The sequence below is a fragment of the Pseudomonas extremaustralis genome (assembly GCF_900102035.1).
Classification (GTDB): Bacteria; Pseudomonadota; Gammaproteobacteria; order Pseudomonadales; family Pseudomonadaceae; genus Aquipseudomonas; species Aquipseudomonas extremaustralis.
Window position 1 is genome coordinate 1,314,817 of the sequence record NZ_LT629689.1, and the last position, 23,475, is coordinate 1,338,291.

Here is a 23,475-nt window from a genome sequence, read left to right on the forward strand (position 1 = left end):
GCGTCCTTTACATCAACACACCCTTAGGCTTGCAGCACCGGGATGTTGGCGTTTGCAGCGCTTTCACGGAACTCGGCGATCTGATCGAAACTCAGGTAGCGATATACGTCGCTGGCCATGGTGTTGATCTTCGCGGCGTATTCCATGTACTCCTCGACGGTCGGCAGGCGACCCAGGATCGAAGCTACCGACGCCAGCTCGGCCGAAGCCAGGTAGACGTTGGCGCCATCGCCCAGACGGTTCGGGAAGTTACGGGTCGAAGTCGACACAACAGTCGAATTCGGTTCTACACGTGCCTGGTTACCCATGCACAGCGAGCAGCCCGGCATTTCCATGCGCGCGCCAGCCTTGCCGTAGATGCCGTAGTAGCCTTCTTCGGTCAGTTGGTGAGCGTCCATCTTGGTCGGCGGCGACAGCCACAGACGGGTTGGCAGCTGACCCTTGACCTGATCCAGCAGTTTACCGGCAGCGCGGAAGTGACCGATGTTGGTCATGCACGAACCGATGAACACTTCGTCGATCTTCTCGCCAGCAACGCTGGACAGCAGACGGGCGTCGTCCGGGTCGTTTGGCGCGCAGAGCACAGGCTCTTTGATGTCGGCCAGGTCGATCTCGATCACTTCGGCGTATTCCGCGTCGGCATCGGCCACCATCAGCTCCGGGTTGGCGACCCAGGCTTCCATCGCTTGGGCGCGACGTTCCAGGGTGCGTGCATCGCCGTAGCCTTCGCCGATCATCCAGCGCAGCAGGGTGATGTTGGAGTTCAGGTATTCGGTGATCGACTCTTTGGACAGCTTGATGGTGCAACCGGCAGCCGAACGTTCAGCCGAGGCGTCGGACAGCTCGAAGGCTTGTTCGATGCTCAGGTTGTCCAGGCCTTCGATTTCCAGGATGCGGCCGGAGAAGGCGTTCTTCTTGCCTTTCTTCTCTACGGTCAGCAGGCCAGCCTGGATCGCGTAGTAAGGAATGGCGTGAACCAGGTCACGCAGGGTGATGCCAGGTTGCATTTTGCCTTTGAAGCGCACCAGGATCGATTCCGGCATGTCCAGTGGCATGACGCCAGTGGCTGCGGCGAACGCTACCAGGCCCGAACCGGCCGGGAACGAGATGCCCATCGGGAAACGGGTGTGGGAGTCACCACCGGTACCGACGGTGTCCGGCAGCAGCATGCGGTTCAGCCAGCTGTGGATGATACCGTCGCCTGGACGCAGCGATACACCGCCACGGGTCATGATGAAGTCAGGCAGGGTGTGGTGGGTGGTCACGTCGATCGGCTTAGGATAGGCCGCGGTGTGGCAGAAGGACTGCATCACCAGGTCGGTCGAGAAGCCCAGGCATGCCAGGTCTTTCAGTTCGTCACGGGTCATTGGACCGGTGGTGTCCTGGGAACCCACGGTGGTCATCTTAGGCTCGCAGTAGGTGCCTGGACGAACGCCAGCCACGCCACAGGCCTTGCCGACCATCTTCTGCGCCAGGGTGAAACCCTTGGTGCTTGCGGCAGGTGCTTCAGGCTTCTTGAACAGGTCGGACGATGGCAGACCCAGCTCGGCACGTGCCTTCTCGGTCAGGCCGCGGCCGATGATCAGCGGGATACGGCCGCCGGCGCGGACTTCGTCCAACAGGACCGGGGTCTTCATTTCGAAGGTGGCCAGGACTTCGTCGGTACCGTGCTTGCAGACTTTGCCAGCATGCGGGTACAGGTCGATCACGTCGCCCATGTTCAGCTTGGAGACGTCAAACTCGATTGGCAGTGCGCCAGCATCTTCCATGGTGTTGTAGAAGATCGGAGCGATCTTGCTGCCGAAGCAGAAGCCGCCTGCACGCTTGTTCGGCACGTAAGGAACGTCGTCGCCGAAGAACCACAGTACGGAGTTGGTTGCCGACTTACGCGACGAACCGGTACCGACCACGTCGCCGACGTAGGCGATCGGGAAGCCTTGGCCGCGCATTTCTTCGATCTGCTTCATCGGGCCGGTCTTGCCTTGCTCGTCCGGCACGATGCCGTCGCGAGCCATTTTCAGCATGGCCAGGGCGTGCAGCGGGATGTCAGGGCGGGACCAGGCGTCCGGGGCAGGGGACAGGTCGTCGGTGTTGGTTTCGCCGGAAACCTTGAACACGCGCAGGCTGATCTTGTCGGCCAGGGTCGGACGGTTCTTGAACCACTCGCCGTCGGCCCAGGACTGGATCACGGCCTTGGCGTGCACGTTGCCGTTCTTGGCTTTTTCGGCCACGTCGTGGAACGCGTCGAACATCAGCAGGGTGTGCTTGAGTTGGGCGGCGGCGACAGGTGCCAGTTCGGCGTTGTCGAGCAGGTCGACCAACGTCACGATGTTGTAGCCGCCTTGCATGGTGCCGAGCAGTTCAACAGCGCGTTTCTTGTCGATCAGGGGGGAAGTGGCTTCGCCCTTGGCCAGGGCAGACAGGAAACCAGCTTTGACGTAGGCAGCTTCGTCAACACCTGGTGGAATGCGGTTGGTGATCAGGTCAACGAGAAATTCTTCTTCGCCAGCCGGGGGATTTTTCAGCAGCTCGACCAGGCCTGCGGTTTGTTCGGCATTAAGCGGCTGGGGAACGATTCCCAGTGCTGCACGCTCTTCGATATGTTTGCGATAGGCTTCAAGCACAGTTATTACCCTCATCAGTGGTCCCACGGGGGACGCTCATCCAGAAATGAACGGCACGCATGCGCTCGGGGGCTTTTTGGGCCGCAAAGCCAGCGCTGCCGGCATTCCCTACAGAAGCTGCTTTCAAAGTTTTACGCCTGCAGAACGGAGCTGATGAGGGTTGGCGCTGATGATCGACCTGGTGGGTCGTTCATTACCGCCAACACCGTTCTGAAGGAAAGACTGTGCTCGTGACGCTTTGAAAACAGCTTCCAGCGGATTATTGGCGCCTTACAAGGCCGGATGATTCTACGGCAAAAAAAATCTAAAGGTAAGTTGCCAAGCCAAGTTTGACGGGTGATGAAGGTTAGACAAAGGGCTAAGATGGTGCACTTTTTCGCTGATCTGCGTGCTGTTGCCCATGTCCAACCAAACCATCAAGACCCCCTGCGTCGGCCTGTGTTCCACGGTCTACGGCGATCTGGTGTGCCGCGGCTGCAAGCGTTTCCACCACGAGGTGATCCAGTGGAATGGCTATAACGAAGAAGAAAAGCGTGCGGTCTGGCTGCGGTTGGAGCAGTTATTGGTGCAAGTGATGGCCGGCAAGCTCGAAGTCTTCGACCCGAAAAAACTGCGCGGCCAACTGGAGCAGCGCAAGATTCGCTTCGTGCCGCACCAGTCCGAGTATTGCTGGGCCTATCAGTTGATTGCCCGTGGGGCGCGGGTGATCAGCAACCTGGAGGCCTACGGGATGGTGCTGCTGCCGGAGTTCCGTGACTGGGCCTTGCCGGACCTGCGCGATGCCATCGACCGCGAGTTTTTTATCTTGTCCGAGGCCCATTACCAGCGCTATATCGCGCCGGGGTTTCTCAAGGAAGCGTTTGGCGCCTGACGGTCAACGCTTGCCCGCCAGCTTTTCCAACTGAATCATCAACGATTCGGGCTTGAGCACCAGCACATCGCTTTCCACCCCATCCAGCACCACTTCGGCGGTATTGCCGATCAAGGCCCCGGAAATCCCGGTGCGCGCCACGGTGCCGATGATGGTCAGCGCCGCGTGCAGGGTGTCGGCGAAATGTCGAATCTGTACGTCCGCCGGGCCTTCCTCGATATGCAGGTGGGCATCGTCCACGTCGAACTCGGCCTGGAATTTCTCGCACTGCTCACGATAGCGCGCTTCGATGGTGCTCTTGAGCTGGAACGTCGGGTCTGCCGCCGAGAGCATCGGCGAGGGATGGGCGCTGATCACATGCAACTGCGCCTTGGCCATGCTGGCGATGTCGAAGCCATGGTCAATGATCGTGTAGTGCAGCTCGCGGTGTTCTTCGTCGGTATTGCCGACATCGACGGCGGCGAGGATCACGCCGCCCGTCCATGGTTTCGACGTTTTCACCAGCAGCAGGGGCGTGGGGCAGTAGCGCAGCAGCTTCCAGTCCGCCGGCGTCAGCAGCGCCTTTTTCAACGGGTTGTCGGGGAAGTGCTGCTTGATTACCAAGCCACAACCTTCGGCCTGCTGCACGTCGATGATGGTTTCATGCAGGCTTTCGTTCCACGCCTGCTCGGTGGTGACGCTGTAGCCGTCCGACTGCAAGCCGGACTTGAGCAGGCTCAGCAGCGCCGAGTGCTCGTGCTTCCTGTCGCACACCAGCAGGTGCAGGTGCGCGCCAGTAACCCCGGCGATCAGCTTGGCGCGCTTGAGGGCCAGGCTTTCCGGATGCTCGGGCTCGATCACCACCAGAATGCTGCGGATAGCTTGCATGGACGGATCTCCAAGAATAAAAAACGGGGTGTGGGACAACTATAGTTGCTGCTCGTCAGACGTCATGTTGATGCACATCAAGTCCAGTGGCTGGTGGTCTGCGGCGCTGTCGGTATAATCGGCGCCCTTTTGTGATTCTTGACCCGTGAGCCCGATGAACCTGCCCGAAATCCACGAATTCCTCGGTTGCCGCACCCCTGATGCCTGGGTCCAGGCTGCGCTGGCCGATCAGGAGACGCTGCTGATCGACCACAAGAACTGCGAATTCAAGGCCGCCAGCACCGCCCTGAGCCTGATCGCGAAATACCACAGTCATGTCGACCTGATCAACCTGATGTCGCGCCTGGCCCGGGAAGAGCTGGTGCACCACGAACAAGTCATGCGCCTGATGAAAAAGCGCAAAGTCGAGCTGCGCCAGTTGCACGCCGGGCGCTATGCCTCGGCGTTGCGCAAGGTGGTGCGCAGCCACGAGCCGGTCAAACTGGTGGATACGCTGGTGGTCGGTGCGTTTATCGAAGCGCGCAGCTGCGAGCGTTTCGAGGCGCTGGTGCCGCATTTGGACGAGGAACTTGGCAAGTTCTACTTCGGTTTGCTCAAAAGCGAGGCGCGGCACTACCAGGGGTACTTGAAGCTGGCCTATCAGTACGGCGACGCCAAGGACATTGCCCAGGTAATCGAGCGGGTGAGGGCGACCGAGCAGGAGCTGATCGAATCCCCCGACATCGAGTTCCGCTTTCACAGTGGTGTGCCAGCCTGAGGTGCTGGCTACGCCAACGGTTTAAGGGCTAACGGGTCAGCCCCTGTCGCTCATGCCGCTGTGCGATGCTGACGCCTGTCGGGCTCCGCCAGCCAGCGTAACCTCAGCCTGCGCTGAGCGTGTCCGGCATCAGTGGTCCATCGCGCTCAAGATCGCATGGGCCACTTTCACCCGTTCGGCGTTCGGGTAGTTTTTGTTCGCCAGGATCACTACACCCAACCCCTTGCCCGGCACATACGCCACGTAGGCGCCAAAGCCGTTGGTGGAGCCGGTTTTGTTCACCAGGGTATCGGCGCGCAGCGCCTGCGGGGGCGTGCGCCAGTTGACCTTGTGCGGCGCCATGGCCATCGGGGTGGCGTTGCCTTCAATCAACGCATCGAGCTCGATGGGGTAAGGGTACATTTCCCAGCCCAGGCCTTGGGTCATGCCGTCGACGCTGTAATAGCCGGTGTGAGTGAGGGCGATGGCCTGTCGGATGGGTTTTGCCTGGCGTGCCGGGTGCATATTCACCTCAACGTAGTGCAGCAGGTCGGCGGCGCTGGTCTTGATGCCGTAGGCCTCGCTGTCCAGGGCGCCGGGGCCGACGCGCACGGGCTTGCCGTCTTTGCCATAGCCTTGGGCGTATAGGTTCATCTGGCTTTTTGGCACGTTGAGGTAGGTGTGCTTGAGCCCGAGCTTGGGCAGCAGGGTGTGCTCCATCAACTGATCGAACGGCTGCTTCAGGCTCTGCGCCGCCAGGTAGCCGAACAGGCCCAGGCTGGGGTTGGAATACAGGCGTTGGGTGCCGGGGGCGAAGTCGGGTTTCCATTGCTGGAAGTAGCTGATCATGCGCGGGGTGTTGTCGAACGCCGCCGGGAACTGCAAGGGCAGGCCGCCAGCAGTGTAGGTACCGAGGTTGAGCACGCTGATGTGATCGAACTTGCCGCCGCGCAGTGCCGGCAGGTAGTGGCTGGCCGGGGCCGAGAGCTTGAGTTGGCCGCTGGCTACGGCGTATCCGGCCAGGGTCGCGGTGAAGGTTTTGCTCACCGAGCCGATTTCGAACAAGGTGTGTTCGCTCACGGGCTGCCGGGTGTCTGTGGCGGCGACACCGTAGTTGAAGTAGCGCGCCTTGCCATCCTGAACCACGCCGACCACGAGACCGGCAATCGCCTGCTGCTGCATCAACGGTTTGACGCTAGCGTCGACCACGGCTTGCAAGTCGGTGGCGGCCAGGCAGTTGCCGGCGGCGAGAAAGGCCGCGAGGGCGCAGGCACTGCGCACGCCAGACAGCAATGAGTGGGGCATGATAACGCTTCCCTGAAAATGATCGTTCGGCTGAAAAAAAACGGCGCGGGTGAAGTCAATCAGAGCGCCCACCGACGCCGGGCAACGGATGATAGCTCGCACCTGTCATTTGAGGGTTTATCGCTTATTTTGGAAACACAATGAAACATTTGCGCGTGGCCGGTGCTCTACCCCCACACCTGCACTGAGTTATTCCATGAAAACACCGCGCCCCTCCGCCCGTATGCCTCACCTGATCCAACTGCGAAACCTGAAGATGGCGCGCTCGGCCCACGCCTACGTGCGCGGCAGCACCGTGCAATTCTACGAGTGGTTGCACAGCCAGTCGGGCCGACGTTTGCCCCATGGCCCGGCGATCTGGATCTGCGGCGACTGCCACGCCGGCAACCTGGGCCCCACCGGGGACACCAAGGGCCGTATCGACATGCATATCCGCGACCTCGACCAAACGGTGATCGGCAATCCGGCCCACGACCTGGTGCGCCTGGCATTGTCCCTGGCCACTGCCGCCCGCGGCTCCGATCTGCCTGGCGTGACCACCGCGCGGATGCTCGAAGAAATGATGGTGGGCTACGAACAGGCATTCAAAGACAAGCCCGACGCAGCGCCACCGCGCCCCTCCCAGGTCAAGGCGGGGATGCGCAGTGCGGTGGAGCGCACCTGGAAGAATCTTGCCCGCGACCGCATCGAAAACGTGCGGCCGACGATTCCCTTGGGCAAGCATTTCTGGCCGCTGTCACGGGCCGAAAAAAACGCGCTGCACACCGTGTGCGCTTCCGATGAGATCCAGCAATTGGTCACCTCGCTCAAGGGACGGCCCAAGGACGCCAAGGTCGAACTGCTGGACTCGGCCTATTGGGTCAAAGGTTGCAGCTCCCTCGGTCTGTTGCGGTATGCGGCATTGCTGGGGGTGGGCGATAAGGACGACCAGGAATACTGCCTGATCGATATCAAGGAAGCTGTGGGCGCCGCCGCACCCCGCGTGGCACGGGCGAAGATGCCCAGGGATAACGGGCGCCGCGTGGTGGAGGGCGCACGCCAGCTGTCACCGGGGCTGGGTGAGCGCATGGTGGCGACACGTTTTCTGGACCACGGTTTTTTTATTCGCGAACTGCTGCCCCAGGACATGAAGCTGGAGCTGGATGAACTGAGCGAAACCGATGCGATGCACGCTGCCGGTTACCTGGCCCGGGTCGTCGGGGTGGCCCATGCGCGGCAGATGGATCGCGCGACGCGCAAGGACTGGATGGCAGTGTTGCAGGAAAACCGCTCCAAGCAACTGGATGCGCCCTCGTGGCTATGGACCAGCGTGGTGCAACTGGTGGGCAGCCACGAGCAGGGCTACCTCAACCATTGCCGCCGGTATGCGCTGGAACACTGACCGCGAATATGAGGGCCTGTGCGCCGGGCTCAGGCCAGGTATTTGCGCAACCATCCCAGGGTGCGCTCCCACGCCAGATTCGCCGCCGCCTCGTCATAGCGCGGCGTCGAGTCATTGTGGAAGCCGTGGTTGGTGCCCTTGTAGATATAGGCCTCATAGCGGGTGCCGGCGGCCTTCAAGGCCTTTTCGTATGCGGGCCAGCCTTCGTTGATCCGTGTATCCAGTTCCGCGTAATGCAGCATGATCGGCGCCTTGATTTTCGGCACGTCCTTGGCCTCGGGTTGACGCCCATAAAACGACACCGCCGCGCCCAGTTCCGGGTATGCCACCGCCGCTGCGTTGGTCACGCCGCCGCCATAACAAAAGCCGATGATGCCGACTTTGCCGGTGCTGCTGTCGTGGTGCATCAGCCATTCGATGGCGGCGAAGAAGTCGTTCATCAGCTTGGTCGGATCAACGGTCTGTTGCAGCGCGACGCCTTTTTCATCGTTGCCGGGATAGCCGCCGACCGAGGTCAGGCCATCTGGCGCCAAGGCGATGAACCCGGCTTTGGCCAGGCGCCGGGCGACGTCTTCGATGTAGGGGTTCAGGCCGCGGTTTTCATGCACCACCACCACCGCCGGCAATTTGCCGGTGGCGTTGGCCGGGCGCACCAGGTAGCCGCGTACCGTGCCGTTGCCTTTGGGCGAAGGGTAGGTGATGTAGTCGGCGACGATAGCCGGGTCGGTGAATTTCACCTGTTCGGCCAGGGCGTAGTTGGGGCTCAGCGCCGCCAGCAGGGCCGAGGCGGTGAGACCACCAAAGGTGAACAGTGCGGCGCGGTCGAGGAACTCGCGGCGGTTGAGCTTGCCGTGGGCGTAGCCGTCGTAGAGTTCCAGCAGTTCGGGGGCAAAGTCTTTCGCGGTGAGACGAGTCATCGGATCGATCCTCGATTAGCGGTGGCAATCACTGTAGACCACGATCAGCCTTCGCGACCGTGGGCGGCCGCTGCCAGTTGGCCGGTGTCCACGCGCACGAATACCGAGTCGCCGATGGCCGTGAGCACATCGCCGGCGTAGACCTCGCAGACCACCCGACTTTTGCGCCCGACCTCGCCCTCGACCCGTGCGCGCAAGGTCAGCGTCACGCCCATGGGCGTCGGCTTGATGAATTTGATCCCCAGGTTGCCGGTGACGCAGTCGATACGCGGCAGGCTCCCGGGTTCGCGCTGTTCGGCGCGGTAGTGATAGGCCATGGCGGCCCAGTTGGAGTGGCAGTCCACCAGCATGGCGATCAGCCCGCCGTAGACCAGGTCGGGCCAGCCGCTGTATTTGGCGTCTGGCAGATGCTCGGCGATCAGGTGCACGCCGTCGCTGTCCCAGCGGCTCTTGATGTGCAGGCCATGGGGGTTGCTGCCACCGCAGCCGTAGCAAATGCCTTCCGGCGCGGTGGTGTCTTGTAGAGAGGGGGTGTGCATGCAGCGTCCTTAGTGTTTTGCGGGCGACTGCTCTGTTTATCAGGACGTGGGCCGGATGGGAACCACTCGACTGAAACGCTTGGCGCCGGCCACGCAGCCGATGACGGCAAGCGTCACCAGCAACATGCCCAGGCTGACCTGTTCATGCAGCAACCCCGCCGCCAACGCCAGGCCGAAAAACGGTTGCAGCAACTGCAACTGGCCGACGGCGGCGATGCCACCCTGGGCCAGGCCGCGGTACCAGAACACAAAGCCGATCAGCATGCTGAACAGCGACACGTAGCCCAGGCTCAGCCAGGCCGGCAGGCTGATGCCGGTCAAGCTTGGCGGTGCGAGGATCAGGCTCAACGCCGCCGTCACTGGCAGCGCCACCATCAAGGCCCAGCAAATCACCTGCCAACCGCCCAGGCTGCGCGACAACGTGGCGCCCTCGGCATAGCCCAGGCCGCACACCAACACCGCCAACAGCATCAGCACATCACCGGCGGGCGCGGCGCTCAGGCCCTGGGCCACGGCATAGCCCATCACCAGCGCGCTACCCAGGATCGAAAACAGCCAGAACACCGGACGCGGTCGCTCGCCGCCGCGCAGGACGCCAAACACCGCCGTGGCCAGGGGCAGCAGGCCGATGAATACGATGGAGTGCGCCGACGTGACGTATTGCAGGGCCAGCGCAGTCAGCAGGGGAAAGCCGATCACCACGCCGAGGGACACGATCGCCAGGGCCGCCCATTGGCGGCCGGCGGGGCGTTTGACCTTGAAGCACCCCAGCAGGAGCAATCCCACCAGGGCGGCGAGGGTGGCACGCAGCATGGTGAGGAACACCGGGTCGAACTCCATCACCGCCAGGCGCGTCGCTGGCAAGGAACCGCTGAAGATCACCACGCCGATAAGGCCGTTGATCCAGCCTTGGGTGCTGGTGTTCGGGGGATTGAGCGCTGAGGTACGTTCCATGAGAGTAGGCCCGGATAAGGAGAGGTTGCGTGACGGGCATCCTAGGGACCAGGATGAAGACAATCAAAAAATTGTCATGGATACATCGCCGATGCCACGCGCCCGCTACAAATCCCTGGTCGATACCTTTGCCGACGACATCCGCAGCGGCAGACTGGCGCCCGGCACGCGCCTGCCCACCCATCGCCAGTTGGCCGCCGACCAGGGCCTGGCGCTGGTCACCGCCAGCCGGGTGTATGCCGAACTGGAGGCCATGGGCCTGGTCAGCGGGGAAACCGGTCGGGGGACGTTCGTGCGTGAGATCGCGTTGCCGCCGGGGCAGGGCAGCGGGCAGATGAACGTCGCGGCGGGCATGCTCGATCTGAATTTCAACTACCCGTCATTGCCGGGCCAGGCAGACCTGCTGCGCACGGCCTTGCGCCAGTTGGCGTTGTCCGGCGAACTGGAGGCGTTGCTGCGTTACCAGCCCCATGCCGGCCGCCTGCACGAACGTGCGGCTGTTGCGCGGCATTTGCTCTGTCGCGGGCTGACGGTGGAGGCCGGGCAGGTGCTGCTGGTCAGCGGCGCCCAGCACGGTTTGGCGGTGACCCTGATGGCGCTGCTCAAGCCAGGGGATGTGATTGCCGTCGATGCGCTGACGTATTCGGGGTTCAAGGTGCTGGCCGAGACCCTGCACCTGGAAATGCTGGCGATCCCGGTCACCGCCAGCGGCCCCGATCTCGATGCGCTGCACAGCCTGTGTCAAAAGCGTCCGGTGCGGGCGGTGTATTGCATGCCGACCCTGCATAACCCGTTGGGGTGGGTGCTGGAACTGGCGCAGCGCGAGCGACTGGTGGCGATCGCTCGCCAGCACCACCTGATGATCATCGAGGATGCCGCCTATGCATTTCTCGCCGACAACCCGCCGCCGCCATTGGCGACATTGGCGCCGGAATGCACGGTGTATGTCGGTGGGTTGTCCAAGAGTGTCGCCACCGGTTTGCGCGTGGGCTTTATCAGCGCGCCGCTCGCGTGGGTGAAAAGCTTGGAGCGCACCATCATGGCGACCACCTGGAACGTGCCGGGGGTGATGAGTGCCATTGCCGTGGCATGGATCGAGGACGGCACGGTGGCGCAGTTGGAGGCGCAAAAACGTGAGGACGCGCGGGCGCGGCAAGCCTTGGCGGCTCAGGTGTTCAAGGGGCTGGCGTACATCAGCCATCCGTCCTCGTATTTCCTGTGGTTGCCCCTGGGGGAAGATGCCCGCGCCGACCAGATCGCCATGGCGCTGCAACGCGAGCACATTTCGGTGTCCACCGCCGAGCCATTCGCCGTCTCGGCCCATGTGCCTCACGCGCTGCGCCTGGCCTTGGGGTCAGTGGAGATGGGCGCGTTGCGGGAGGCGTTGATGAGGGTGCGCAGGGCGGTGGCGTGGTGATGGGGCTGCTGCGCAGCCCAACGGGGGACAAGCGCCCTCGCCACGCCTATTCCAGCGCCGGGGTACGCGGTGGAATCAGGCGTTTGCTGCCGGTGGCTTCGTACGCCGAGGCCAGGCGCAGCAGCGTCGAGTCGTCATAGGCACGCCCGGCAAACGTCAGTCCCACCGGCATGCCGATATCCGCCATCACGCCCATGGGCACGGTGACGGTGGGCACGCCCAGGTGGCGAATGGCAAGGTTGCCGTTGGCCACCCACACGCCGTTGCTCCAGGCGATATCCGCGCTGGCTTCGTTCACGTCGGCATCCGCCGGGCCGACATCGGCCACGGTCGGGAACAACACCGCGTCGAGCCCCAGTGTGTCCATCCAGTCTTCCAGATCGATCCGACGGGTCTGTTCCAGGCCGCGCAGGCCGTCGGGCACGGTGCCGATCTCGTTCCATGGCTTGATGCCGCGCTGGGCCATGCGCACGTATTCGTCCATGCCGGCGGCCAGATCGTCTTCACGGTTGGGCAGGGTGCCGGGGTCGTGGGGGAAGATCTTGGGGCCGTCCACATCCGCCAGGCGGTTCAGGGCCGGGTCGTTGTTGGCGCGCAGGAAATCGTCAAAGGCCCAGGCCGACAGTTCCCACAACTCATCGTGGAGGAACTCCTTGGACACCAAGCCACGGGTAAACACGGTCGGCGCGCCGGGGCGGTCGCCTTCGCAGTTGGACACCAGCGGGAAATCCACCTCGATGACTTCGGCACCGGCGGCTTCAAGCGCCTGGCGTGCGGCTTGCCACAAGTCGATCACGCTGGCGCGGGTGTGGATCTTCTGCCCGGTCGGACCGCCGATGCCGGGCTTTTCGCTGGTGCCGGCGTCCGGGTCGGCGTTGATGTACATGCGCGGGACACCAAGGCGCTTGCCGGCGAGGGCGGCGGGCGTGGCGGCCAGTTCAAGGTAGGACGCCGGGCGCACCGAGGCGACGCTGGGAATCGGTACCCAGGGTTGCAGGCGCCACAGGTCGCCACGGGTGTCCGGGTCGTCGGCGACCACTACGTCGAGCACTTCCAGCAGGTCGGCCATGGTGCGCGCGTACGGCACTACCACGTCCATGGTCGGGGTCAACGGCCAGTTGCCACGTACCGAAATCACCCCACGGGACGGCGTATAGGCGCACAAGCCATTGTTGGACGCCGGGCCTCGGCCGCTGGACCAGGTTTCTTCCGCCAAGCCGAAGGCGGAGAAGCTCGCGGCGGTGGCGGTGCCGGCGCCATTGGACGAGCCGGAGGCGAACGGCGCGGTCAGGTAGTCGGCGTTATACGGGCTTTCCGCCCGGCCATACACGCCACGCTGCATGCCGCCATTGGCCATCGGCGGCATATTGGTCTTGCCCAGGCAGATCGCACCACCGGCCCGCAACCGTTCGATGGTGAAGGCATCGCGCTGGGCGACGAGGCTGGCAAATGCCGGGCTGCCCGATGCCGCTGTTAGCCCTTTGACCAGGTAACTGTCTTTGGCGGTATAGGGAATGCCATCCAGTGGCCCCAAGGTTTCGCCCCTGGCCCGGCGCGCATCGGACGCCTCGGCTTCCTTCAGGGCTTCGGGGTTGCGCACTACCACGGCATTCAGGGCCGTGGCGGTCTGCGGACCGTTGTAGGCATCGATACGGGCCAGGTAAGCCTGGACCAGTTCAACGGCCGTGGTCTGGCCGGATTCAAGCGCCGCGCGCAATTGGGCAATGCAGACTTCGGTAACTTGCATGACGTTTTCTTCGCCGCCTTCATATGGGTGTAAGGCCGCAGTCTACGGAGAGATATTTCACAAAACCAGCGGCGCATATTCCGCATACGCGGTTCGCATCGCTTGCCAGGGGGTGGCATCGGCGAGAATCAGAATCCCGGCGAGCGCTAGCCAGATGAGCCGCCCGTTCGATCCACCAACCGAATGCTGTCGCGCCCACCGCGCTTGGATTCATACAGCGTGGTATCGCCTTGCTCGATCAACACGGCCAGGCTGGACGGCGGTTGATCGAACAGGTTGGCGCCGATGCTCAGGGTGACCGATTGCGGCGTGGCGAAGGTCTGCGCGGCCAGTTGCTGGAACTGCTCGCGCAGGCTGCTGCCGAGTTCGACGATCTGCTGGGTCGAGGCCGGGTTGAGCAGGATTACGAATTCATCGCCGCCCAACCGCGCCGCTAGCGCGCCCTGGGGCACCACGGCGCGGATCATTTCGCTCAAGGCGATCAGCAGGCGGTCGCCGGCGGTGTGGCCGTGGAGGTCGTTGACCGACTTGAAGTGGTCGATGTCGATCAGCAGCAATGCGCCCGGTTGCGCCGGCGACACCTGGGCCAGCAGGCGTGGTGCACGCAGGTCGAGGGCGCGGCGGTTGTACAAGGCGGTGAGTGGGTCGCGGGCGGCGAGGCGGGCGATCTGTTGTTCGCGGCGGTAGCGTTCGGAGCCGGTCATCGACAAGGCAATCAACATAATCGCCATGGCACCTTCCACCAGGGATATCTGGATGATTTCACCCTTGAACGCGGCCAGGTCGATCAAGGTGCCCGGGATCAGCACTGACAGCGCCTTGGCCACATAGAACAGGCCGTGGATCAGCAGCACATAACGCAGTTGCACCGCGCCGACGCTCAACGATTTGCCATGGGGCCGCAGCAGCGAACTGGCGCGCAAGGTCGGCAATGCCACCAGCAACGACTGCACCGCGAGCATGGCCTTGGACCCGGGCAGGTCGGCCGGCAGCATCAGCATGCCGAGCCAGACCAGCAGCATCAGCAGCCACAGCGGCGACAGGCGCACCTGGGTAAACCGCGCCACGCCGAGCAAAAACAGGACGTGCGCAGTGACCAGCAAGCCATTGGCGAGCCAGATGCCGATCATCAGATAGCCGCTGCTGCGCAACAGTGCCAGGGTCGATCCGAGGGTGACGGTGGCAAAGCCGGCGCTCCAGAACAGCAGCGAGGGTTCGCGCACGCTGCGCCATTCAATGGTCAGGTACAGGGCTGCGGCAGCGGCCAGGGCCACGGAGAGGGCCAGGATCGTGGGAGGGTCGAGCGTCATGTCGTGCCGGGTTTGCCTGGGTGTGCGTGTGAACGCGATTGTAAGCGCACACCCAGGTTTTTCAGAACAGAAAGCTTGATGGCACACAGCCAGCCGATGTTCGGCCGATCAGACGCCTTTGGTGGACGGCAGCAGGATCGTCAGGATGCCCACCAGCGGCAGGAACGAGCACAGCGTATAGACGTACTCGATGCCGTGGCGATCGGCGAGCAGGCCGAGCAAGGCCGCGCCGATACCGCTGAAGCCGAACATCAGGCCGAAGAACACCCCGGCGATCATGCCCACGTTGCCCGGCACCAGTTCCTGGGCGTAGACCACGATGGCCGAGAACGCCGAGGCGAGGATAAAGCCGATCACCACACTCAGTACGGCGGTCCAGAACAGGTCGACGTAGGGCAGGGCGAGGGTGAATGGCGCGGCGCCGAGGATCGAGAACCAGATGACTTTCTTGCGCCCGATCCGGTCGCCGATCGGTCCGCCGAAAAAGGTGCCCGCGGCCACGGCGCCGAGGAACAGGAACAGATACAGCTGGGAACTGGCCACCGACAGGCTGAATTTTTCGATCAGGTAGAAGGTGAAGTAGCTGGTCAGGCTGGACATGTAGAAGTATTTGGAGAACACCAGGATCGCCAGCACCACCAGGGCAAAGGTCACGCGGCCCTTGGACAAACCGTGGGTGGCCTGGCTGCCTTGCTTGAGCTTGAACAGGTTGAGGTGGTTACGGTACCAGCGGCTCAACCCGTAGAGCACCAGGATCGCGAACACCGCAAACAGCCCGAACCAGGCGACGTGGCCCTGGCCGTAGGGAATGATGATCGCCGCCGCCAGCAATGGGCCCAAGGCGCTGCCGGTGTTGCCGCCGACCTGGAAGGTCGATTGCGCCAGGCCATAGCGCCCGCCGGACGCCAGGCGCGCGACGCGGGACGTCTCCGGGTGGAAGGTCGACGAGCCCACGCCCACCAGGCCCGATGCGAGCAGGATCGCCGGGAAGTTGCCGACAAATGCCAGCATCAGGATGCCCACCAGGGTACACACCATGCCTGCCGGCAACAGCCACGGCTTGGGGTGGCGGTCGGTGTGGTAGCCGATCCACGGTTGCAGCAGCGAGGCGGTCAATTGGAAGGTCAGGGTGATCAGACCAACTTGGGTGAAGGTCAGTCCGTAGTCGGCTTTGAGCATCGGGTAGATCGACGGCAGCACGGCCTGGATCAGGTCATTGACCAGGTGCGCCAGGGCGCAGGCGCCGAGGACGCGCATGACCAACGGGCTTGCGTGCGGCGGGCTGGAGGTTGAGGCGGGTGAGGCGGTCAGGGTCGTCATGGGTGCAGTCCATACAAGGCAGTGAGCAGAGGCAGCCAGTACGTGGGCCGGCTACCCGTTTCAGATTGTTTCGGCGTTTATGCTAGATTCGGCAAAAATGCCTGTCTCACGTAATTCGGGAGGCAACTCTCGCAAAAAGGGCGAAATGATCACGTCATTGGATAAATTTCTGCAGGAGATCGATGAGGGCGAGTGGGCCGTCATCAGTTCGGCCACCGACTACCCGGAAAACTGGGTGATCCCCGAGCACAGCCACGAGAAGCACCAACTGCTCTACGCCACCGAAGGCGTGATGGTGGTGCATTCGGCACAGAACCAGTGGACGGTGCCGCCCCATCGCGGTTTCTGGATGCCCAGCGGGCACGTGCATTCGTTGCGTTGTGTGGGGGCGCTGAAAATGCGCAGTGTGTTTGTACGCCCCGACAGCTTCCCCAACCTGCCGACCGAGACCAAGGCGGTGAGCATTTCGCCGCTGCTCAGCGAGCTGATCAAGGCCTCGGTCAGCCTGAAGCCGCCGTATGCCGAGGATTCGCGGGATGCACGGATCATGCACCTGATCCTCGACGAACTTGCCCTGTTGCCGGCCTTGCCGCTCTCACTGCCGCAGCCCGCCGACTCGCGCATCCGCCTGATCTGCCAGGCCTTGCAGGACGAGCCGGGCGATGCCTCCACCGTGGCCGACTGGAGCGAGCGCCTGGGCCTGGACCAGAAAACCATCCAGCGTCTGTTCCGCAAGGACACCGGCATGACCTTCGGCCAATGGCGGCAGCAGGCGCGGCTGTTGCTGGCGCTGGAGCGCATGGCGGTGGGCGAGAAAATCATCGATGTGGCGCTGGCGCTGGGCTATGACAGCCCGAGCGCTTTTACCAGCATGTTCAAGAAGCAGTTCGGCAAGACGCCGAGTCATTTCTTCTGGTAGCGCCGGGCTTGCCGGGGCCTAGCCCAGCAGGTCGTCGAAGGCATCGCTGTCCAGTGGCCGGCTGAGAAAGAAACCCTGGCCCTCGCCGCAGGCGACCGACTTGAGCATGGCCAGCTGTTCGGCGGTTTCGATGCCTTCGGCGGTCACCGTCAGCGCCAGGGCATGGCCCAGGCCGACAATGGCCTGGATGATGGTCTTGTCATCCTCGCTTTCTTCCAGGCGGCTCAGGAAGCTGCGGTCGATCTTCAACCCATCGAAGGGGAATGCGCGCAGATAGCTCAGGGAGGAATAACCGGTACCGAAATCATCCATGGCGATACGGATACCCAGGTCTTTGAGCGTGTGCATGATGTCGAGCGCGCTGGCGGTGTCTTCGAGCATCACGCTCTCGGTGATTTCCAGTTCCAGCCGCGCCGGGTCGATGCCCGAGGCCTGCAGCGCGTGTTGCACGCGGGCCAACAGGTCGCCGCGCTTGAACTCGCTGGGCGACAGGTTCACCGACACAAACAACGCGGCCGGCCAGCGGGCGGCGAAGGTGCAGGCGTTTGTGAGCACCCAGTCGCTCAGCGCCAGGATCAGCCCGGACTCCTCGGCAATCGGGATGAACGTGTCCGGTGAAATCAGGCCGCGCACCGGGTGTTGCCAGCGCACCAGCGCTTCGGCGCCGACCATCTGGCCATCGGCGATGCGGTAGCGCGGTTGGAAGTACAGGCGCAATTCCCCATGCTTGATCCCATACCGCAGGTCGCTTTCCAGACGGCGGCGCTCGATGATCCGCGTATTCATTTCGCCGGAATAAAAACGCCAGGTGTTGCGCCCGGCTGCCTTGGCTTCGTACAGCGCGATGTCGGCGTAGCGCAGCAGTTCGGCGGCCTCGCAGGCATCGTTGGGCGCCAGTGCAATGCCAATGCTGGCGCTGACAAACACTTCCTGGTCGTCGATTCTGATCGCGTGTTCGATGGAGTCGATCAGGCGTTTGCACAGCGCCTCGACGTCGTCCTGGGTACCGGCATCGTTGATGATCAGCACAAACTCATCGCCGCCGACACGGGCCACCAGATCACCGTGGCGCACGCAGTCGGCCAGGCGGTTCGACACTTCATTGAGGACCCGATCGCCCGCCGCGTGGCCGAGCAGATCGTTCACCGGCTTGAACCGGTCCAGGTCCAGGGTCAGCATCACCAAGGGGTGTTCCATCGTCGGCGATGCCTTGAGTTTGCCGTCCAGAAAGGCCTGCAAACGGGTGCGATTGGCCAGCCCGGTCAGGGCGTCGTGCTGGGACAAAAATTCGATGCGCCGACGGGCCTCGACTTCTTCGGTGACATCGGTGGCCGTGCCGCGAAATCCGCCACAGGGCATTTCCCGCGCGGAGAGACGCGTGGTGCGTTCCTGGCCCTGGGCGTCGATATAGCGACACTGGATGCTGGCATCCGGGCGCCGCCCCGGTGTGCTCAGCCACTGTGAAAGCAGGCCGGCGTCGGTGTCCAGCAGGTCGCTCATCGCGGCACCGAGCCAGGTCTGCCGGGCCAGGCCGGTGACGTTTTCGAAACGCTCGGACAAATAGATAAAGCGCCAACCGGCGTCGATTTCCCAGACCCAGTCCGAACTGGCTTCCACCACATCGCGAAAGCGCGCTTCGCTGGTGGCCAGGGCGTCCTGGCTGTTTTGCAACGAGGTATGGGTGGTGTCGAGCGCAAGGGCGTCGGCGCTGGTTCGACGCAGAATCAGCCCGGCCATCAGGTACACCAGTAACGCGGCCAGGCCCAGCAGGGGCAGGCCGACACCCATCAGCCGCAGGCCCGGCCGTTCGGGCAGCCAGCGCAGGCTACCGGCTGCACCGTTGTCGCCCAGCGTGAACAACCGGGTCGTGCGGATTTCGTCGGGCGTGGCGATATGCAGGTGACTCACGCCGAAGTCGTTACCGAGTTCGCTGAGCTTTTCGCTGTCAAGCATCTCAATGAAGAACAACACCGACGCCGGCCGGCCATCGTTCAAGACGCTCGGGTCGCTGCCGGGGGTTATCGCCGCCGCCGCCACCAGCGTGGGAACGCCGCCCACGTTGATAAAGGTGGTGACCGGCGTTTCGCTCTCGGCACCGGCGCGTGCCTGTGCCAGCAGCGAGTCGATGGGCTGACCGAGCCAGTCGGTGAGTTCGGTCGGCTGCAGCTTGCCGTCAATCACTGCATAGACCGTACGATCGAGGTCGTTGACCACGAACAGGCCCTGAAAGCCAAAATCCTTGACCAAGCTCGGCCCCAGGTTTTTACGCCCATAGGCCCAATCCGTATCGACCTTGATGTGCAGGTGTTTGTAGGCGTCGCTCCAGAACGCGTAATCCTTGAGGGTCTGGCGCAGGGATTTTTCCAGCGATTGCGTGGCTTTTTGGGTGTAAAACGCGTTTTCCAACTCTTCGTTGCGGTCCAGGTCGTGGGCCAGGTAAACCAGTGAGTAGGCGGCGGCGGCAAAGACGCAGGTGAGCAGGATCACGCACTGCAACAGCGACGTGCGCGCCAGCGACAGGCTGGAGCGATGGGGGGCAGGGCTGACGGTCGGAGCGAGAGTGTTTGGCATGGGTCCCCGCAGGGCATCGCTGCAAGTCGAGTAGATGCCATGCTATCGGCAGCGATCGGGAAAACTGAGCACCGGGCGAAGGGGTTGTTGTGGGTGACACCGGCGATCAATACCGAGACGTTGAAGGCACTGGCCAGCGCGCTTAGCTCAGTTGCTTGGCAAACATCGCCGGCAGTGTCGAGCCGAAATGCCATTATCGGGTTATGCGCGCATGTCATCCTACAACGTAGCCTGCCTGATGATTTTCCAAGCTGCATAAAACCCCAGAAAAACCGCAATATTTCAGATTGACAGTCGATAGGCAGCCCGATATAAAAGTCGCAGTTGTACGACGACATATGACGTTACATGTGTCCTACCTAACAAAAATAAAAAGTGATGCCATGAATCTGAACGAGCCCATCCGTGCCCATCGTGTTGGCCAGGCGGTCGGCAACTACCGCTGGACCATCTGCGCGATGCTGTTTTTCGCCACCACCGTCAACTACCTCGATCGCCAGGTGCTCAGCCTGCTGGCGCCGCAGTTGTCGACACAATTCGGCTGGAGCAACAGCGATTACGCCAACATCGCGGCGGTGTTCCAGTTTGTGTATGCGATTTCCATGCTGTTCGCCGGGCGCTTTGTCGACCGGATCGGCACCAAGGCCGCCTACGTGGTAGCGATCGCCATCTGGTCCACCGGCGCCATCATGCATGCGTTTGCGGTGCCGATGGGTGAGGGCATCGCGGCGGTCAGCGGGGCCATCGGGCTGGCGGTAATCCCCGTGTCCATCGCAGGCTTCATGCTGTCCCGCGCGGTGCTGGCGATTGGCGAGGCGGGTAACTTCCCGATTGCGATCAAGGCTACTGCGGAGTATTTCCCCAAGAAAGAACGCTCCCTGGCCACCGGCATCTTCAACTCCGGGGCCAACGTGGGGGCGATCCTGGCGCCGATCTGCGTACCGTTGATCGCCGGTCTGTGGGGCTGGGAGGCGGCCTTCATGGTGATCGGTATGCTCGGCTTCGTGTGGGTGGCGGTGTGGGCGGCGCTGTATGAAAAACCCGAGCAGCAGAAACGCCTGTCGGCCGACGAGCTGGCCTATATCCGCAGCGACCAGACGGTGCAGCCATTCGCGCCAGTGCCGGCGGGCGCGGTTGACAAGAAAGTCTCGTGGTTCAAGTTGCTCACCTACCGCCAGACCTGGGCGTTTGCCTTCGGCAAGTTCATGACCGATGGGGTGTGGTGGTTCTTCCTGTTCTGGCTGCCCACTTACCTGTCGGCGCAATACGGCATGAAAGGCGCCGATATCGTGATGCCGCTGGCGGTGCTGTACAGCATGACCATGGTCGGCAGCATCGGCGGCGGCTGGTTCCCCAGCTACTTCATGGCGCGCGGCGATGCTCCGTATGACGGGCGCATGAAAGCCATGCTGGTGATCGCCCTGTTCCCGCTGGTGGTGCTATTGGCGCAACCGCTGGGCTATATCGGTTTCTGGGTGCCGGTGCTGCTGATCGGCGTGGGCGCCTCGGCGCATCAGGCGTGGTCGTGCAATATCTTCACCACGGTGTCCGACATGTTCCCGCAGAAAACCGTGGCCTCGGTGGTCGGTATCGGTGGCATGGCCGGCGGCCTCGGTGGTGTGGTGATGACCAAGATCGGCGGTTGGGTGTTCGATTACTACAAGTCCGTCAACGACATCCACACCGGTTACATGATCATGTTCGCGATCTGTGCCCTGGCCTACCTGGTGGCCTGGAGCGTGATGAAGACGCTGGTGCCGCGCCACAAGGAAATCACTGATCTGTAAACGGCACGGGGCTTGGAGCGTCCAAGCCCTGTTTCCTACAGATCTCGGGCCCAGGTCTCGCTGACCAGTTCCTTGCCGAAACTGACGGTGGGCTCGGCTTCAATCAAGGCGAAACCGGCCTTCTGGTAGAGCTTGCGCGCATCGGTCAACGCGCTCATGGTCCACAGCATCATGCGTTTGTAGCCGGCATGGCGGGCAAAGCGCAGGCATTCGTCCACCAGGCGCTGACCGATCCCCAGGCCCCTGGCGCTGGCGTCGACATACAGCAAGCGCAGCTTGGCGGTGCGCTCGTCATGGCGCACGACAAACACTGAGCCCACCACTTCGCCATCCTTTTCGGCGATCCAGCAGCGTTCGCGCGTTGGGTCGAATTCACGCAGGTACTTGGCAACGATCTCCGCCACCAACGCCTCGAACTCCCAATTCCACTGGTATTCACGCGCATACAGCGCCGCTTGTTGCTGCACCACCAAGCCCATGTCCCCCGGTTGCGGATCACGCAGCAGGTAACTGGGCGCAGTGCCTTGCAGAAGGGCCTGGATGCGTTTCATCGCTTCGGTGAGCTGGCGCTGCTGGGGTTCGGGCAGGCTTTCGAGCAGGGCGATGACTTCATCCTGGGTTCGCTGCTCCAGCGGTGCGAGCACGGCGCGGCCATGGTCGCTGAGGTGCAACTGCACGGCCCGCGCATCGGTGGCGCTGCGGACTTTCTGGATCAGCGCGTTTTTTTCCAGTCCCGCGGTCAGTCGGCTCAGGTAGCCGGGGTCCAGGCTGAGCATCTGGCACAGGTCGGCGCTGGTCAGGTCGCCTCGCGAAGACAGCTCATACATCACGCGGATTTCGGTCAGGGAGTAGTCGCTTTGCAGCAGGTGTTCCTGCAGCACACCGATCTGGTGGGTGTAGAAACGGTTGAACCCGCGCACGATGCCAGCGCGTTCGACAAGCAGGGGGGTGGACATGGCGGATGCTCGAATGGTTGCCTGAGGCAACAATATTGTTGCCTCAGGCAACCAAGTCAACCGCTTTCCCCTGCATTCAGGGGGCAACCGCCGGACGGTATGGGCCGATTCATCGGTGCCAGGGGCGATTTTCGATTCGCTCGCAGCGACACGCACCTATGCTCGTATAATCGCGACGTCCGCCCACTACCAGGCCTTCCCATGACCCACCCTCGCATCGGCTTCGCCTGTCAGTACAAGCATCCCGAACGCCTGTTGTCCGCCAGCGCCCAGAAGCTGATCGAAGGCCCGCTCAACCCTCGCACCACCACCTTGCGCTGGATGGACAGCGTCGAGCCCAGCGTGGCGCGGGACAAGCTGGTGGAGGTGGTCACTCACAACCTGGCGGCGCAGTTGCGCCTGCTGGCGTATGTCGCCGGGCTGCCGCCGATGTTGCGCATGCTGCGCTTGAGCAGCGACCTGCTGCCGTTCTACAGCCATCCGAAGGTGGCCGCCGTCTATCGCGACCCGGCGATCGAACGCCAGTTGATCGAAGGTTTCGCCGCGATCGGCGACTTGGCGCGCGCGTCGGATATTCGCCTGTCGTTCCATCCCGGCCAGTATTGCGTGCTCGGCTCGGAAAACCCCGGCGTGGTGGAAAACAGCCTCGCCGAATTCGAGTACCACGCCGACATGATCCGCATGATGGGCTACGGCCAGCGCTTCCAGGACCTCAAGTGCAACGTGCACATCGCCGGTCGCCTGGGTGTGGAAGGCACCCGCGCGGTGTGGTCACGCCTGTCGGAAGTGGCGCGCAACTGCATCACTTTCGAGAACGATGAAAAGACCTATGGCCTCGACCACTGCCTGCAAGTCGCCGACCTGGCGCCGGTGGTGCTGGACATCCATCACTGCTGGATCAACGAAAACGACTACATCGACCCCGACTCCCCCAGGGTCGCCCGCGTGATCGAAAGCTGGCGCGGTGTGCGCCCGACAATGCATTACTCCCAGCCTCAGGAAAGCCTGCAGGAACTGGGCTTCGAGGCCGGACAGAAGCTGGAAATGGCGGCGTTGATGCAGGTGGTCACCAAACGCGACCTGTATGGCCACAGCGCACAAATGTGGAACCGCTGGACCAACGACTACGCCCTGCGGTTTCTCGACCGCTTCGACATCATGCTGGAAGCCAAGGACAAGAATGTGGCGACGTTGGCGTTTTATGAGCATTTCAAGCGTCGCCAGGCTTGAAGGCCGAAGTTCCTGCCGTATCCC

At 62.8% G+C, this 23,475-nt stretch carries 18 protein-coding genes; 7 read left to right on the forward strand and 11 right to left on the reverse strand.

The annotated features are described in order from the left end of the window. Nucleotides 1–23 precede the first annotated feature (23 nt). Nucleotides 24–2,624 carry a bifunctional aconitate hydratase 2/2-methylisocitrate dehydratase gene (gene acnB / locus BLR63_RS06415; protein ID WP_010565502.1) on the reverse strand — a complete coding sequence of 867 codons (2,601 nt, stop codon included), beginning with the start codon at nucleotides 2,622–2,624 and terminating at the stop codon, nucleotides 24–26. Nucleotides 2,625–3,024: 400 nt separating this feature from the next. Here acnB and BLR63_RS06420 point away from each other — a divergent pair, with 400 nt between their 5' ends. After that, nucleotides 3,025–3,495 carry a DUF1289 domain-containing protein gene (locus BLR63_RS06420; RefSeq protein ID WP_010565501.1) on the forward strand — a complete coding sequence of 157 codons (471 nt, stop codon included), beginning with the start codon at nucleotides 3,025–3,027 and terminating at the stop codon, nucleotides 3,493–3,495. Nucleotides 3,496–3,498: 3 nt separating this feature from the next. Here BLR63_RS06420 and BLR63_RS06425 read toward each other — a convergent pair whose 3' ends face one another. Next, on the reverse strand, nucleotides 3,499–4,362 hold the full coding sequence (locus BLR63_RS06425; protein WP_010565500.1) for a universal stress protein: 864 nt from the start codon (nucleotides 4,360–4,362) through the stop codon (nucleotides 3,499–3,501). 154 nt (nucleotides 4,363–4,516) lie between these two features. Here BLR63_RS06425 and miaE point away from each other — a divergent pair, with 154 nt between their 5' ends. Then, nucleotides 4,517–5,119, forward strand: coding sequence for a tRNA-(ms[2]io[6]A)-hydroxylase (gene miaE / locus BLR63_RS06430; protein WP_010565499.1), 603 nt, complete (start codon nucleotides 4,517–4,519; stop codon nucleotides 5,117–5,119). 129 nt (nucleotides 5,120–5,248) lie between these two features. Here the strand turns inward: miaE and ampC are convergent, their stop codons facing one another. Further along, entirely contained in the window at nucleotides 5,249–6,403 is a 1,155-nt protein-coding gene (gene ampC, locus BLR63_RS06435) for a class C beta-lactamase (protein WP_010565498.1), read from the reverse strand. Nucleotides 6,404–6,599: 196 nt separating this feature from the next. On the opposite strand from ampC, the gene BLR63_RS06440 reads away from it, so the two are divergent. Next, complete coding sequence (locus tag BLR63_RS06440; RefSeq protein WP_010565497.1) at nucleotides 6,600–7,784, forward strand: DUF2252 domain-containing protein; 1,185 nt, start codon at nucleotides 6,600–6,602, stop codon at nucleotides 7,782–7,784. Between the two features lie 29 nt (nucleotides 7,785–7,813). On the opposite strand, the gene yghX is transcribed toward BLR63_RS06440, so the two are convergent. From yghX to BLR63_RS06455, 3 genes are read right to left on the reverse strand one after another with little or no spacing between them, the layout of a single operon-like run. After that, nucleotides 7,814–8,701, reverse strand: coding sequence for a YghX family hydrolase (gene yghX, locus BLR63_RS06445; RefSeq protein ID WP_010565496.1), 888 nt, complete (start codon nucleotides 8,699–8,701; stop codon nucleotides 7,814–7,816). Nucleotides 8,702–8,745: 44 nt separating this feature from the next. Further along, complete coding sequence (locus BLR63_RS06450; RefSeq protein WP_010565495.1) at nucleotides 8,746–9,240, reverse strand: PaaI family thioesterase; 495 nt, start codon at nucleotides 9,238–9,240, stop codon at nucleotides 8,746–8,748. A gap of 39 nt (nucleotides 9,241–9,279) precedes the next feature. Beyond that, nucleotides 9,280–10,194, reverse strand: a complete 915-nt coding sequence (locus BLR63_RS06455) for a DMT family transporter (RefSeq protein ID WP_010565494.1) — start codon at nucleotides 10,192–10,194, stop codon at nucleotides 9,280–9,282. A gap of 91 nt (nucleotides 10,195–10,285) precedes the next feature. Here BLR63_RS06455 and BLR63_RS06460 point away from each other — a divergent pair, with 91 nt between their 5' ends. Beyond that, complete coding sequence (locus BLR63_RS06460) at nucleotides 10,286–11,611, forward strand: aminotransferase-like domain-containing protein (protein WP_010565493.1); 1,326 nt, start codon at nucleotides 10,286–10,288, stop codon at nucleotides 11,609–11,611. A gap of 46 nt (nucleotides 11,612–11,657) precedes the next feature. Here BLR63_RS06460 and BLR63_RS06465 read toward each other — a convergent pair whose 3' ends face one another. The 3 genes from BLR63_RS06465 to BLR63_RS06475 all read right to left on the reverse strand — a co-directional run bounded on the left by BLR63_RS06465 (nucleotide 11,658) and on the right by BLR63_RS06475 (nucleotide 15,988). After that, nucleotides 11,658–13,358 (reverse strand): amidase, encoded by a 1,701-nt coding sequence (locus BLR63_RS06465; protein WP_010565492.1) that lies wholly within the window; start codon nucleotides 13,356–13,358, stop codon nucleotides 11,658–11,660. 146 nt (nucleotides 13,359–13,504) lie between these two features. Beyond that, nucleotides 13,505–14,668 (reverse strand): GGDEF domain-containing protein, encoded by a 1,164-nt coding sequence (locus tag BLR63_RS06470; protein WP_010565491.1) that lies wholly within the window; start codon nucleotides 14,666–14,668, stop codon nucleotides 13,505–13,507. A 108-nt stretch (nucleotides 14,669–14,776) separates the two neighbouring features. Beyond that, the gene (locus tag BLR63_RS06475; RefSeq protein WP_010565490.1) at nucleotides 14,777–15,988 is read right to left on the reverse strand and encodes an MFS transporter; all 1,212 of its coding nucleotides are present in this window, start codon (nucleotides 15,986–15,988) and stop codon (nucleotides 14,777–14,779) included. A 97-nt stretch (nucleotides 15,989–16,085) separates the two neighbouring features. On the opposite strand from BLR63_RS06475, the gene BLR63_RS06480 reads away from it, so the two are divergent. Further along, nucleotides 16,086–16,907, forward strand: coding sequence for an AraC family transcriptional regulator (locus BLR63_RS06480; protein ID WP_042946951.1), 822 nt, complete (start codon nucleotides 16,086–16,088; stop codon nucleotides 16,905–16,907). Nucleotides 16,908–16,925: 18 nt separating this feature from the next. Here the strand turns inward: BLR63_RS06480 and BLR63_RS06485 are convergent, their stop codons facing one another. Then, complete coding sequence (locus BLR63_RS06485) at nucleotides 16,926–19,478, reverse strand: bifunctional diguanylate cyclase/phosphodiesterase (RefSeq protein ID WP_010565488.1); 2,553 nt, start codon at nucleotides 19,476–19,478, stop codon at nucleotides 16,926–16,928. Between the two features lie 383 nt (nucleotides 19,479–19,861). Here BLR63_RS06485 and BLR63_RS06490 point away from each other — a divergent pair, with 383 nt between their 5' ends. After that, the gene (locus BLR63_RS06490; protein ID WP_010565487.1) at nucleotides 19,862–21,265 is read left to right on the forward strand and encodes an MFS transporter; all 1,404 of its coding nucleotides are present in this window, start codon (nucleotides 19,862–19,864) and stop codon (nucleotides 21,263–21,265) included. Nucleotides 21,266–21,300: 35 nt separating this feature from the next. On the opposite strand, the gene BLR63_RS06495 is transcribed toward BLR63_RS06490, so the two are convergent. Continuing rightward, a complete protein-coding gene (locus tag BLR63_RS06495; RefSeq protein ID WP_010565486.1) occupies nucleotides 21,301–22,221 on the reverse strand; it encodes a bifunctional helix-turn-helix transcriptional regulator/GNAT family N-acetyltransferase in 921 nt (306 codons plus the stop codon). A 201-nt stretch (nucleotides 22,222–22,422) separates the two neighbouring features. Between BLR63_RS06495 and BLR63_RS06500 the strand changes: the two genes are divergently transcribed. Continuing rightward, nucleotides 22,423–23,451 (forward strand): apurinic/apyrimidinic endonuclease family protein, encoded by a 1,029-nt coding sequence (locus tag BLR63_RS06500; protein WP_010565485.1) that lies wholly within the window; start codon nucleotides 22,423–22,425, stop codon nucleotides 23,449–23,451. The last annotated feature ends 24 nt before the right edge of the window (nucleotides 23,452–23,475 follow it).

What these genes read in the sequence shown, in the direction of transcription:
- BLR63_RS06420 (WP_010565501.1), top strand. Translation starts at nt 3,025, where the DNA reads ATGTCCAACCAAACCATCAAGACCCCCTGCGTCGGCCTGTGTTCCACG.
- BLR63_RS06425 (WP_010565500.1), bottom strand. Translation starts at nt 4,362, where the DNA reads ATGCAAGCTATCCGCAGCATTCTGGTGGTGATCGAGCCCGAGCATCCG.
- miaE (WP_010565499.1), top strand. Translation starts at nt 4,517, where the DNA reads ATGAACCTGCCCGAAATCCACGAATTCCTCGGTTGCCGCACCCCTGAT.
- ampC (WP_010565498.1), bottom strand. Translation starts at nt 6,403, where the DNA reads ATGCCCCACTCATTGCTGTCTGGCGTGCGCAGTGCCTGCGCCCTCGCG.
- BLR63_RS06440 (WP_010565497.1), top strand. Translation starts at nt 6,600, where the DNA reads ATGAAAACACCGCGCCCCTCCGCCCGTATGCCTCACCTGATCCAACTG.
- yghX (WP_010565496.1), bottom strand. Translation starts at nt 8,701, where the DNA reads ATGACTCGTCTCACCGCGAAAGACTTTGCCCCCGAACTGCTGGAACTC.
- BLR63_RS06450 (WP_010565495.1), bottom strand. Translation starts at nt 9,240, where the DNA reads ATGCACACCCCCTCTCTACAAGACACCACCGCGCCGGAAGGCATTTGC.
- BLR63_RS06455 (WP_010565494.1), bottom strand. Translation starts at nt 10,194, where the DNA reads ATGGAACGTACCTCAGCGCTCAATCCCCCGAACACCAGCACCCAAGGC.
- BLR63_RS06460 (WP_010565493.1), top strand. Translation starts at nt 10,286, where the DNA reads ATGCCACGCGCCCGCTACAAATCCCTGGTCGATACCTTTGCCGACGAC.
- BLR63_RS06465 (WP_010565492.1), bottom strand. Translation starts at nt 13,358, where the DNA reads ATGCAAGTTACCGAAGTCTGCATTGCCCAATTGCGCGCGGCGCTTGAA.
- BLR63_RS06470 (WP_010565491.1), bottom strand. Translation starts at nt 14,668, where the DNA reads ATGACGCTCGACCCTCCCACGATCCTGGCCCTCTCCGTGGCCCTGGCC.
- BLR63_RS06475 (WP_010565490.1), bottom strand. Translation starts at nt 15,988, where the DNA reads ATGACGACCCTGACCGCCTCACCCGCCTCAACCTCCAGCCCGCCGCAC.
- BLR63_RS06480 (WP_042946951.1), top strand. Translation starts at nt 16,086, where the DNA reads ATGCCTGTCTCACGTAATTCGGGAGGCAACTCTCGCAAAAAGGGCGAA.
- BLR63_RS06485 (WP_010565488.1), bottom strand. Translation starts at nt 19,478, where the DNA reads ATGCCAAACACTCTCGCTCCGACCGTCAGCCCTGCCCCCCATCGCTCC.
- BLR63_RS06490 (WP_010565487.1), top strand. Translation starts at nt 19,862, where the DNA reads ATGAATCTGAACGAGCCCATCCGTGCCCATCGTGTTGGCCAGGCGGTC.
- BLR63_RS06495 (WP_010565486.1), bottom strand. Translation starts at nt 22,221, where the DNA reads ATGTCCACCCCCCTGCTTGTCGAACGCGCTGGCATCGTGCGCGGGTTC.
- BLR63_RS06500 (WP_010565485.1), top strand. Translation starts at nt 22,423, where the DNA reads ATGACCCACCCTCGCATCGGCTTCGCCTGTCAGTACAAGCATCCCGAA.